Source organism: Herbiconiux sp., assembly GCF_023264855.1.
Taxonomy (GTDB): domain Bacteria; phylum Actinomycetota; class Actinomycetes; order Actinomycetales; family Microbacteriaceae; genus Herbiconiux.
The window spans coordinates 1-12,006 of record NZ_JAHFUW010000058.1 but is presented as its reverse complement, the minus strand read 5'-3'; the positions used below and the strand labels follow the sequence as shown (position 1 = coordinate 12,006).

The 12,006-nt window shown below is 67.1% G+C and carries 9 protein-coding genes and 1 tRNA gene; 3 read left to right on the top strand and 7 right to left on the bottom strand.

Annotated features, from left to right (window positions below):
- Positions 1–133 precede the first annotated feature (133 nt).
- Positions 134–535 (top strand): DUF6855 family protein, encoded by a 402-nt coding sequence (locus Q0D75_RS18200; RefSeq protein WP_291056798.1) that lies wholly within the window; start codon positions 134–136, stop codon positions 533–535.
- A 188-nt stretch (positions 536–723) separates the two neighbouring features.
- Positions 724–2,319, top strand: coding sequence for a stealth conserved region 3 domain-containing protein (locus Q0D75_RS18195; RefSeq protein ID WP_291056830.1), 1,596 nt, complete (start codon positions 724–726; stop codon positions 2,317–2,319).
- Here the strand turns inward: Q0D75_RS18195 and Q0D75_RS18190 are convergent.
- Both Q0D75_RS18190 and Q0D75_RS18185 read right to left on the bottom strand, forming a co-directional pair.
- Complete coding sequence (locus tag Q0D75_RS18190) at positions 2,255–3,199, bottom strand: phosphodiesterase (RefSeq protein ID WP_291056796.1); 945 nt, start codon at positions 3,197–3,199, stop codon at positions 2,255–2,257. The two genes, Q0D75_RS18195 and Q0D75_RS18190, sit on opposite strands and share 65 nt — an antisense overlap.
- A 191-nt stretch (positions 3,200–3,390) precedes the next feature.
- Positions 3,391–4,083, bottom strand: coding sequence for a potassium channel family protein (locus Q0D75_RS18185; protein ID WP_291056794.1), 693 nt, complete (start codon positions 4,081–4,083; stop codon positions 3,391–3,393).
- A 76-nt stretch (positions 4,084–4,159) separates the two neighbouring features.
- Here Q0D75_RS18185 and Q0D75_RS18180 point away from each other — a divergent pair.
- Positions 4,160–4,249: transfer RNA gene (locus tag Q0D75_RS18180), tRNA-Ser, on the top strand.
- Between the two features lie 67 nt (positions 4,250–4,316).
- Here Q0D75_RS18180 and Q0D75_RS18175 read toward each other — a convergent pair.
- From Q0D75_RS18175 to Q0D75_RS18155, 5 genes are all read right to left on the bottom strand, one after another.
- Entirely contained in the window at positions 4,317–6,842 is a 2,526-nt protein-coding gene (locus Q0D75_RS18175; RefSeq protein WP_291056792.1) for a glycoside hydrolase family 66 protein, read from the bottom strand.
- Between the two features lie 48 nt (positions 6,843–6,890).
- Positions 6,891–8,642, bottom strand: coding sequence for an alpha-glucosidase (locus Q0D75_RS18170; RefSeq protein ID WP_291056790.1), 1,752 nt, complete (start codon positions 8,640–8,642; stop codon positions 6,891–6,893).
- The gene (locus Q0D75_RS18165) at positions 8,629–10,233 is read right to left on the bottom strand and encodes a glycoside hydrolase family 66 protein (RefSeq protein ID WP_291056788.1); all 1,605 of its coding nucleotides are present in this window, start codon (positions 10,231–10,233) and stop codon (positions 8,629–8,631) included. Before Q0D75_RS18165 ends, Q0D75_RS18170 begins: the two co-directional genes overlap by 14 nt.
- A 2-nt stretch (positions 10,234–10,235) precedes the next feature.
- Positions 10,236–11,105, bottom strand: coding sequence for a carbohydrate ABC transporter permease (locus Q0D75_RS18160; RefSeq protein WP_291056786.1), 870 nt, complete (start codon positions 11,103–11,105; stop codon positions 10,236–10,238).
- The coding region (locus Q0D75_RS18155; protein WP_291056784.1) for a sugar ABC transporter permease at positions 11,105–12,006 on the bottom strand (902 nt) is incomplete at its 5' end. The genes Q0D75_RS18160 and Q0D75_RS18155, both read right to left, overlap by 1 nt.

Here is a 12,006-nt window from a genome sequence, read left to right as displayed (position 1 = left end):
ACCCTTCGGTCAGAGGGCGAGCACGTTTTAACACGCCCTACTTAGGCAAGGCTAACACGCGTGTATTCACCTGTCCCGGGCGGATCCCGGCGAGATGGTTCACTTCGTGCGACGGATGCCGGAGAATGCGCACATGGCCTCCGGAACCCCGGACGACCCCTGGCAGCTGACGACGGCTCCCGGCTCGTCCTCCTACACGATGCACCGCGACGACAGCGTCGATCCCCCTGAGCTGATCTGCGTGGTCGGATCCACGACCCTGCGCTACCAGGCGCGGGCGATCGAGGATCTGCACGCGTGGCTGAAGGAGCAGGACGGATGGGTTCCGCTCGGCGCCGCCGACGAGAAGAAGGTCGCGGCGGACGGCTCGGTCGAGGCGTGGGGCCGCTCCCAGGAGAATCCCGTGGGCGGGTGGTACGGTCTGCGGAAGGGTTACCGCGGCCGGTTCGGGATGTATCTGCCGCCGTTGCTCGAGACGCTCGGTCTCGTCGAACTCACCCATGACGCCCGTAACAACAGTGTGCGGGCCATCTGACCCGGTCCGGCACCGCGTTGCAGCCGCTCGTCGGGCCCTCACGCCCGGTCATCCGGCCGGGCGACAGGGCGTAAAATAGGTCGACCGGCACCGTTGGCAGGAGACCGATCCACCGCACCGCGAACCACCGACCTGAGGAGGCGACTTTGACCGATGACGTATTTGGAGCCCCCCACCTCGAAACCGTCCTGCGCGCCGCGACCACCCATCCGATCGCTCTCGATCGGCACGACCTGGTTCTGCGCAAAGGCCAGCTGACCCTTCTCAACGGGCACGCGACTCCGCGGGAGTCGATGATCGCCGACCTGCTGTTCATCGCCGACACGCTGCAGGCGGCCGGTGTGCCGTTCCTCCTGGTGCGCGGCAACGACGAGCGCCCGGTGCTCGCGATCGAGTGGGCGAACCGCAAGGCCGCCAAGAAAGCGTTGCTGGCGAGCATGGCGGGCGAGCCGTTCTACGCGAAGGCACCCGGCGCCCCGGCCCTCCTGGTGGCCGACGGCAAGCTGTCGCGCGATCCGAAAGCTCGCGTGCTGCGGTTGTACCGGCCCCGGATCGAGCCGATCGGCCGCCTGCGCTACGGCGCCGAATCCGCCGTGCAGCTCGAGATCTGGCGCCGGGTCGGCGACGTGGTCGAAGCCCCGGTGGAGAATTCGCTCACCCGCAACATCATCCCGCTCGATGAGATGGAGCGCACCACGGTCGACCTCTACGGCCGGCAGTGGAGCACGCTCGTGGGCATGTTCGACCAGCTTGCCAGCGACGTGGGCTTCGAGATCGACATGGTCTTCTCCTGGGTCGACGGCACGGCGATCGAGTTCCAGCGCGCCCGCGCGAAGCGGATGGCGGCCTACGTGGTGGGTGAGGGCGACGACTCCGAGGCCCGCTACCGCCAGATCGACGAGCTGAAGTACGCGCTGCGGAGCGTCTACATGTTCGCCCCCTGGGTGCGCCGCATCTTCATCGCCACCGACTCGCCGAAGCCGGAGTGGCTGGCCGACGACCCGCGGGTCACCATCATGCCGAGCGATCAGTTCTTCAAAGACCTGAGCGATCTCCCCACCCACAACTCGCACGCCGTCGAGGCGCAGCTGCACCGCATCCCGGGCATCTCCGAGCACTTCCTCTACTCCAACGACGACATGTTCTTCGGGCGACCGGTCACCCCCGACCTGTTCTTCTCGCCCGGCGGCATCACGAAGTTCGTGGAGGCCGACACCCGCATCGGTCTGGGCCAGAACGCCCTGCACCGCAGCGGCTTCGAGAACGCCGCCCGCGTCAACCGCGAGCTGCTGCAGCGCCGGTTCGGCCGCATCACCACCCGCCACCTCGAGCACTGTGCGGCGCCGCTGCGCAAGAGCGTGCTCTTCGAGATGGAGCGGGAGTTCGCGCCCGAGTTCGCACGCACGGCGGCGAGCCCCTTCCGCTCGGCCACCGACATCTCGGTGACCAACTCGTTCTACCACTACTACGCGCTGATGACCGGGCGCGCCGTCGTGCAGACCGATGCCAAGGTCAAGTACATCGAGACCACGCTCCGTGCCGCTCTGAAAGAGATGGACACGCTGCTGAAGAAGCGGTCGATGGACATGTTCTGCCTGAACGACGGCTCCAAGCCCGAGATCGGCGTCGAGGAGCGCACCACCGCGGTGATCTCGTTCCTGGAGCGCTACTTCCCGTTCCCGGCGCCGTGGGAGAAGGCGGCCGCGAGTCCCGCCGAGCTCACACTCCCGTCGGAAGCAGGATCGGCATCGTCATCGGCGGCTCGGGCGATACCCGCGGGCTGACGGCGTCGGCGATCACGATGCCGTCGGCGAGCAGCCGGCGGCGGGTCTCCTCGGCCGTGATGTGGTCGAGCGCGGGATGGGTGCCTACCGGCACCACGGAGTGCAGCACGGTGTGCTCGTACACGTGGATGAGGTTGAACGCCTGTGCGCCTGCGCGGCCCTTGGTGCCGCCGACCTCCACGTTCAGGTCCTGCGTGTAGCAGGTGGCGCTGGCCACCGACACCGGGATGCCCGCGAAGGTGGCGGTGGTGGAGTAGTGCAGGTGGCCGGCGATGATCGAGCGCACGTCGGAGCCCTCGAGCACCTCGGCGAGGCCCTTCTGGTCGCGCAGCTCAACGGCCACGGCCAGGTCGAGCACGCTCGGCACCGGCGGGTGGTGCAGGGCCAGGATGGTGCCGTGCGGAGCCGGGAAGGCCAGTTCCTCGGCCAGCCAGTCGAGCTGGTCGCTCGAGACCTCGCCGTGGTGGTGGCCGGGAACGGTCGAGTCGAGCGTGATGATCCTCAGCCCGTTGACGTCGTAGACGCGGTCGACGGATCGGTCGGTGGGCACCTCGCCGAGGAGTCCCTCGCGAAAGCTCGCGCGGTCGTCGTGGTTGCCCATCACCCAGATCACCTGGGCGCCGAGCCGCGCGGCGGCCGGCTCGACGATCGCGCGCAGCCGGGCGTACGCATCCGGTTCGCCCTTGTCGGCCAGATCACCCGTGAACACGATGGCCTCGGGTCGGCCCCCGGATGCCTCCAGGTCGTCGAACACCTGACGCAGGTGGGTCTCGCTGTCGACGGATCCGTAGAGCTTGCCCCCTCCCGCCAGCAGATGAGTGTCGCTGATGTGCAGGAGGAAGTGGTTCGGCCTCGGGTACTCGGCCGTTCTGACAGTCACGATGACGTCCATTCGGGTGAGGTGCGGGTCTCAGGGGTTGAGACCCGTCCGTTGGTGCTGGGTCGAGCCAAGCACGCGAATCTGAACGGAATGCGAACGTTTCCCCGCGAGTCGGACCAAAGATCAAGTGTTGTGACCGTCGGCTTGGTCGGATACCCCCATTTCGAGGGAGGAGTGGGAGGGTGCGGGCCTCAGCGCGAGTCGTGCCCGCTGCGCTGCCGGCCGATCCGCTCGCCCAGGTACGACACGATCGTGGCCGTGGCGACGCCCACGATGGCGACGCCGCCGAACATCAGGATGACGGCGAGGATGCGGCCGAGCACCGTGACCGGCACGTAGTCGCCGTACCCGACGGTGGTCATCGTGACGCAGGCCCACCAGATGGAGTCGCCGAAGCTCTCGATGGTGGCCCCAGGTGCTCCCCGCTCGGCCGCGAGCACGGCCAGGGCGATCGAGTAGACGAACAGCACCACGAACAGGGCGGCGTGGATGATCAGGCGGAAGCGCACCGACGATCCGCTGTGCCGGCGGAAGTAGGGGATGTCCTTCAGCCGCGTCAGGAGCAGGAACGGGCGGAAGACGGGCACCGCGACCGAGAGCAGATCCAGGGGTGCGGACCGCACGAAGGCGGCCTTGTGTGCGGCGAGGCCGAGCCGGATGACGTAGTCGGCGGCGAAGGCGACCCAGATCGTGGCGATGACGGCGTTGAGCGCGATCTCGGCCTCGGGCGGCAGCTCGGTGTCGATCACCCGCACCGAGTAGCAGGCGAGGAACACGAGGGAGAGAGCCACCAGCGGGATCGAGGTGGCGGTCTCCCAGTGACGTCGTCGTCTGTCGTGCTCGGTGCCGCCGCCGCTCTCGCTCCCGCCCGGATGCTCGTCCATGCTGGCCAGGATCCCACGGATCGGCCCCCGGGCCCCCGATTGGCGAGACGGGCGCGGCTCGCGTACACTCGTCTGCGGTACCGTGTCCGAGCGGCCGAAGGTGCAACTCTCGAAAAGTTGTGTGGGGGAGACTCCACCGTGGGTTCAAATCCCACCGGTACCGCCATAGACAAAACCCCCTACTTGGCCTTTTCTGAGCGGAAGTAGGGGGTTTTGTCATCGACCCGAGTGATCTACTGGGGAAGGGTCCATTTCTGGCTCGCACCGGAATGGCAACTCCAGATGTGCGCACGCGTTCCGTTCGCGGTGGAACCGCCCACCAGGTCGAGGCATTTGCCGCTTGACGGGTTGACGTACTGGCCCTGACCGGTGCGCTCCCAGGTCTGACTCGCGACGTTCGAGCACGTCCACAGGTGAGCGAGCGTGCCATCGGCCGTGCTACCGGCGACCAGGTCCAGACACTTGCCGAGCGCCGAGAGCCGGTCGTTCTCGTACGTCCACTGCATGGCGGGGACGCTCGCGCAATCCCAGAGCTGCACGGCTGTCCCGTCTGCTGTGGCACCTCCGGCGACGTCGAGGCACTTGCTCGCCTGAGTCACGACGTTCCCATCGCCTCGCGTGGAATCGCCGAGGTAGACGAAGCTCCAGTTCTTCAGCGTGGGCACGGTGAACGAGATGTAGTTTCCGTCCCCGTCCGTACCGGTGGTGAACGCGAGGGCGCTCGAACGTCCGCCGTCGTCCGGGCTCGCTATGCTGACGGTGGCGGGGAACGGCTTGTCGTCCAGGTAGTACTTGACGGGGAGGTCCGTCAGGGTGGGAGCCGTGGCTGCGGGCTCCCGCCAACGGCCGTCGTTGCCCTCCAGGTTGATCAAATGCAGAACGTCCAATCCGTCGTTGCGCATGGGGGTCGCCCAGATCGTGTCGGCGGTCCCGTCGTTGCTCGTCGTGTGTCCGGCGATCTCCACGGTGTTGGGGAGCTGGCGGAGTGTCGGGCCGAAGAAGAGGTTCTCGTACCCCGTGATGACGTCGTAGTACGACTCCATCCACGATTGCAGCTCGTTGCTCATCTGCTTGGAGTCGTCCAAGAAGTACGGGGCCACGAGCATCTGGTCTCCTTGGCCCATCTCGATGTGAGTGGCCCCGCTGGCGGCGAGCGCGGCGTTCGCCAGCTGCACCGAGGGGGTGTTGAACGTACCGAGGGTGATGCTGTCGAGATTGGCGAAGCCGGTGTCCCCGGATTCGACCGAGACCTCGATGGTGTGCGTTCCTGCCGTCAGATACGTTCCGAACCCCGCCTCCGAACTCCAGGCATCCCAGCTGCTGGTGGCGGAGAGCTTGAGCTGACCGGCATCCGAGCCATCGATCCACACGGTGCGAGTGGCGGTGGTCGCGGTGCTGTTCGACCACGCCGGCACGATGCCGTAGCGGCGGGACTCGGGGACCGTCACGGTGACCGTGACGCTGTCACCGACGTCCCCGAACTGGTCGACGAAGCCCGTTCCCGTGTACCCGGTGTGGTTGCTGTTCGTCTGAACGCCCACCAACACACCCGACTCGGCTTCGTACCGGTCGCCGGTGTTGCTCCGGTAGTTCAGGTAGGCGGCGGTGACGGCGGCCTTGCCTCCGGACTCCGCGCGTTGGCCGGCCAGATAGCTCTGGACCTCGCTGTAGGTCTCGTGGTTCTCCCACAGCTCCGTGTAGAGGTAGTCGCTGCTCGAACTGGCGAGGGTGGATCCGGCGAAGCCGTCGACGGCGTTGAAGCCGACGGGCTTGCCGGTCTCGGCCTGTGTCTCTGCGACGAGGTCTCGGAAGCCGATCGGGATGTCGACCGGGTTGCCGGAGACATCCTGCATTCCGCCGTCGGAGGCGCCGTCGCCCCAGTTCCCGAGTTGGTCCAGATGGGTGCCGTCGAATCCGAAGGTGTCGATCTGGTCCTGGTACTCGGTGGTGATGTGGTCGCGCCAGCTCTGGTTGCGGGGGTCCATGATCCAGAGATTGGTGTCCGGCCGGCCCGGTAGCATCATGAACTTCCAGTCGGTGTCGTCGCTTCGGTACTTCAGCCGCCAGCCGGCGTCGACGCCGTGCGATTCGAATCCTTCGAGTGCGGCGTAGCTCATGGAGTAGGGCAACGCGGCCACGTTGGCCTCGTGACTTGCATCGACGAGACCGGACACCGTCGCCGGGGCGATGACATCGCCGTTCCACGCCGTCCAGGTGTCGACGAGATCCCCGTTGCCGTCGCGCTGGACGGGTGCTTCGTGCCGCCACATCCAGTCGTAGAACTGGAGGGCGTTCAGGTGGTACTTGTCGGAGAGATCCTTCACCAGCGCCTGGCGTTCTGCGGCGGTCATGTCGGCGGGGTACTCATCCAGGTAGCCCATCCTCGGGAAACGCGTCCAGGTGCTGGAGACGTCGACCGCGGTCTGGGCGCTCGTGCCACCCGCGTCGGCGTGCACCATGTACCCCGTGAAGTCGGTCGACGGCGGAGTCACGGTCCACGAGACCGTGCCGGCCCCGGTCGCCTGCACCGTTCCGGTCTGAACCGTCGTTCCGAGGTGCACCAGCGAGAAGTCGACCGGCCCGCTCCCGTCGACCTCCGCCGTGACGGTGACCTGCTGGCCGGGTGCGTAACGGGCCTTGTCGGTCCAGGCGTCTCCCACTGTCGCCGCGGAGGCGGGTAATGCCGGCAGCGCCACCCCGGCCGCGATCAGTGCTGCGGCCGCGCACACCCCCAGTGCCCGGTGAAATCGTGTTCTCATGTCCATCCTGACGTCGTCGCCATTGGGTGCCCACCCCGAAACAGGCAGTCAGAGGGCGTAGACGCGGGCTTCCCACGGAGAGAACAGCCCCGCTTCCCGGCCTGTGCGTGGCCGATTGCCGAGCACCAACTCGGCCTCGTGCCACGGCTCGTCGTACGCGTCGAGCTCGACGAGGCGCTCTGATGACGACAGATTCGCCACGACCAGAAGCACAGCGCTCCCGAGCTTCCGTTCGAACGCGAAGACGAAGTCGGAACCGCCGTCGATGCGCCGGAACGAACCATCGGCGACAACCGGTCGCTCATGCCGCAAGCCGACCAGGGCGCGGTAGTGCTCGAAGACCGACCCGGGCACGCCGTACTGATCTTCGGCATTGATCGTCGTGGTGTTCGGGTTGACCGCGATCCACGGCCGGCCCGTCGTGAAGCCCCCGTTGCGGGACGAATCCCATTGCAGCGGCGTGCGCGCGTTGTCGCGCCCGATCCTGCCGATGGCTGCGAGCACGTCGCTGTCGATCCCGCCGGCCGAGGTCTGTTCGAAGTAATGGTTGATGCTCTCGACATCGCGCACCTCGTCGATGGACGCGAACGGATGGTTCGTCATCCCCAGTTCCTCGCCCTGGTAGATGTAGGGCGTACCTCGTTGGAGGTGCAGGATCGTGGCGAGCGCCGTGGCCGACTCGCGCCACCACTGCTTGTCGTCACCGAAGCGGCTCACGGCCCGCGGCTGGTCGTGGTTCGACAGGTAGAGGCTGTTCCAGCCCGATTCGGCGAGCGCGTCCTGCCAGCGCGTGAGCGATTCGGCGAGTGCACCCGGTGCGAGCGGCCGCGGGGTGAACTTGGAGCCGTCCCCGTGGTCGAGCCCGACGTGCTCGAACTGGAACACCATGTCGAGCTCACGTCGGGCGGGATCTGTGAACAGCATCGCTTCGTCGGGGGTCACTCCCGGCATCTCGCCGACGGTGAGCAGGCCGCTCCGGCCCTCGAACACCTCACGATGCATCTCCTGCAGGAATTCGTGCAGGCGCGGGCCGTGCGCGAACAGGGGGAATCCGTCGCCGTACAGGGAGCCCGGGGCCATCTCGCCGTCAGGCAACCCGGGATGCTTCGAGATGAGGTTGATCACGTCCATGCGGAATCCGTCGACCCCACGATCGAGCCAGCGGCGCATCATGGCGTACACCGCGTGGCGCACGTCGGGGTTCTCCCAGTTGAGGTCCGGCTGCTTGCGATCGAAGAGATGCAGGTAGTACTGGCCGCTCTGCGGGTCGAACTCCCAGGTCGAGCCCGAGAAGAACGATCCCCAGTTGTTCGGTTCGCTGCCTGCCTCACCGGGCGTCGTCCCCGGGCGCGCATCGCGCCACCAGTACCAGTCCCGCCGGGGATTGTCGGGGGACGATCGCGACTCGACGAACCACGGGTGCTCGTCTGAGGTGTGGTTCACGACCAGATCCATGACGATCTTCATTCCGCGTTCGTGGGCCCGAGCGAGAAGGTCGTCGAAGTCGTCCATGGTGCCGAAGACGGGGTCGATCGCCTCGTAGTCGCTGATGTCGTAGCCGTTGTCCGCCTGGGGTGAGCGGTAGATCGGGGAGAGCCAGATGACGTCGACGCCGAGACGCTCGAGATGATCGAGGCGGTTCATGATTCCGCGGAGGTCTCCGAGGCCGTCGCCGTCGGAGTCCTGGAAGCTGCGGGGGTAGACCTGGTAGACCACCGCGCTCTTCCACCAGCCGGGCTCGGAGGAGGAGGGGAATGCCGACGCGCGGCTCGTGGCCGAGAGTTCGTCAGAGAGCGACATGGATGACCTGCCAGATGTGGGGAGCGGGAAGGGATGCGACGGCGTGATCGCCGTCGAGACGGACGGGCACCTCGACGAGCCGGGCCTGACGGTCGGGGTCGGCGACGCTCACCCGGGGCATCCGGCCCCGGATGGGCCTGAATCGCAGTTCGCCGTCGCCGACGTCCTCGGGCGAGCGGCGGGGTGCGTCCCACAGCGTGTCTTCCTGTCCGACGAGGTTGATCGCGTGCACCACGAGTCCTTCGGGGGTGGTGGTGACTCGGCGCCAGACCGTTCCGGCGACGGCGGTCTCCGAGACGGCTGCGCCGGTGCCGGGGTAGCTCAGCTCGAGGTCGTCGTTGTAGTCGCCCACGTAGGAGCGCGTGACCTCCGCGATGGAGGGCGGCATGAGCAGGGCGTCGTGTTCGACCACGAAGTCGTACCAGCGGGCGAGGAGGTCGAGGGTGGACTCCTCGGCTCGGTGGTTGCGCACGTAGTAGGGATCCACGAGCACGTGGCCGCTCTCGCCCGCGAGCAGCTGAGTCGCTCCGTGGGAGAACAGCGTGGCCATGGTGAAGGAGGTCGCGCGATCGGCCTCGTGGGCCGCGGCGCTGTCGTACACGTGCTGGTACGCGGCGATCACGACCGGTTGGCCGGCCGAGGCGAGACGGGCCCGGCTCACGATCTGCGCGAGGGAGCCGAGGTCCGAGTTCGGCTTCCAGGGCTCGATGTAGACGGCGTCCTGTTCGGTGGAGGCCGTGCGCCAGGTGGGGAAGTCGTTGACGTTGTTGAAGATCAGGCTCGTGTCCGGCAGGGCTGCGCGCAGGCCGGCGAGCAGTGTCACGAACGACTCCGCGACGTCGACCGGATGCCCACCCGGCTCGGCCGCGAACTTCGGGTATCCGTACTGGTCGAGGTGGAAGCCGTCGAAGCCGAGCTGTCGACTCGCCTCGACCAGTTCCCGGCCGAAGTGCTCGGCCCAGCGCGGTGCGGCGGGATCGACGAGGAAGAGGAAGTCGCCGAGGGCGTAGGGTTCGCCGGAGGGACGGAGCAGGGCGAGGTCGGCCCACCGGTCCCACTCCGCGGGCCCCACCGCGTAGACCGCGGCGTACCCGTGGGCGACGCTGCCGGCACCCTTCAGCGCACGGATCAGGCGAGTGACCGTCTCGAGCTCGATCGGCTGGCCGAGCGCGTCGTCGTAGTGCTCGCCGCCACCGAGCAGATCGGCGTGGCGGTATGCCCAGTCGTAGAACTGCACCCCGTTCAGGTGCAGCCGGCGGGCGAGCCGTGCGACGGCGTCGACGTCCTTGTCAGGGCGGTAGCTCGCCACGAAGCCGTAGCGCAGTCTCGACCGGGCGTCGGCGGTGACCTCGACGGCGGTTCGATGCACGGCCTCGCCGATGCGCGCCTCGACGCCGTATCCGCCTTCGGGCAGGCCGGGCAGGTGCTGCAGCGCATCCGCCGTGATCGGCTGTTCGTGGATGCGGCGGCCGAGTCTCCAGACGGAGAGTGTTCCGCTCAGGACATCGCCGACGGCGCTGTCGATCTCGAGGGAGATCTCTTCGTCGGGTGCGTACTGTGCGCGGGTGGGGAGAAGGGTGGGCTGGTGCACGGTCATCCTTTGACTGCCCCGGAGGTGAGGCCTTGTACGAAGTGGCGCTGGAAGATGAGGTAGACGACGATCACGGGGATCACCGCGATGACGGAGGCGGCGAACACGAGGCCCCACTGAGTTGCGTTCTGGCCCTGGAAGAGCTGGATCGCGATCGGCAGGGTGCGGTTGCCCGGGCTGTTGATGATGGTGAGTGCCCAGGCGAACTCGTCCCAGCTGGCGAGGAAGGTGAAGATCGTCGCCGTGGCGAGGGCCGGGCGGGCGAGCGGGATCGCCAGCCGCCAATACCTGGTCCAGGCGTTGGCGCCGTCGATCTGCATGGCCTGGTCGAGCTCGGCCGGCAGGGCCGCGAAGAAGCCGCGCAGCAGGAAGGTGTTGAGGGCGAGCGAACCGGCCACGTAGAACACGATCAGCCCGGGCAGCGAGTCGAGCAGCCCGACGTACTTGGCGAGCACGAACTGGGGGATGATCAGCATCATCGCCGGAACCATCAGGCCGAGCAGGAGCAGCCGGAAGAACAGTTCGCGGCCCCGGAATTCGAATCGGGCGAACGCGTAGGCCATCATCGAGCTGATCAGGATCGACACCGCGGTCGAGACCACGGCCACGATCACGGAGTTCATCGCATACCGAGCGAAGTCTTGAGTGGTCCACGCCTGCACGTAGTTGTTCAGCGTGAACGGGTCGGGGATGAACTGCGGCGGATTCTGCAGAACGAACGCCTGCGGCTTGAACGACGTCGACAGCATGTAGACGAAGGGCGTGATCATGACGGCGGCGCCCACGATCAAGGTGATCACGCGGAGGGTCGTGAGGGCGCGACGGGTGTCGGCCGTTCGTGGGCGGGCTGTCTGTGTCTGTGTCGCGGTCATCACGATTCTCCTCGGTCCCGGAACACGCGGAGTTGCACCGCGGAGATGACGAACACGATGAGGGTGAGGATGACGGCGAGGGCCGATCCGTATCCGAAGTCGAGGTTCGAGAAGGCCTGCTGATACATGTAGGTCAGCAGCACCTCGGTCTGCCCGCCCGGACCGCCGGCCGTCATCAGGAGCACCGAGGTGAAGACGTTGAATCCGCCGATCACCAGCATCACGATGACGAAGAGCATCGCCGGCCAGATCGCGGGGAGGGTCACGACCTTGAACCGTTGCCACCAATTGGCTCCGTCCATCGCGGCCGCCTCCTCGAGCGACTGCGGAACGCCCTGCAGTGCGGCCAGGAAGATCATCATCGACCAGCCGATTCCCTTCCAGACACCGAGGGCGCAGATCGCGATGAGCCCTGTCCAGCGGCCGGAGAGCCAGGACGTGTCGCCGTCGGTGACGTGCAGGAGGTCGCCGAGGGCGAAGTTGACCAGGCCCTCGTCGGCGAAGAGGTACTTGAACAGCAGCGAGACCACGACCCAGCTGGTGACGACCGGCAGGTAGAACAGCACCCGGAACAGCGGCTGCGCGGGGGCCTTGGAGCGCAGGAGCATGGCGACGGCCAGGCCGAGAACGATCTGCGGCGGCACCGTCAGCACCATGTAGATGCCGCTGTTGCTGAGGCTCAGCCAGAACCGGTCGTCCGAGAATGCCCGCACGTAGTTGTCGAGTCCGATGAAGTCGCTGGCCGCGCCGCGCAGGATGTTCCAGTCGTACAGGCTCATCTGCAGCGCCTGGAGGATCGGGAAGAGGATGAAGACGCCGAAGAGCGCGACGCCGGGGAGGAGGAACAAGTAGGGGGTCAGCCACCCGCGACGTCGGCGCGGTCGGCGCGGGTCGGGCGAGG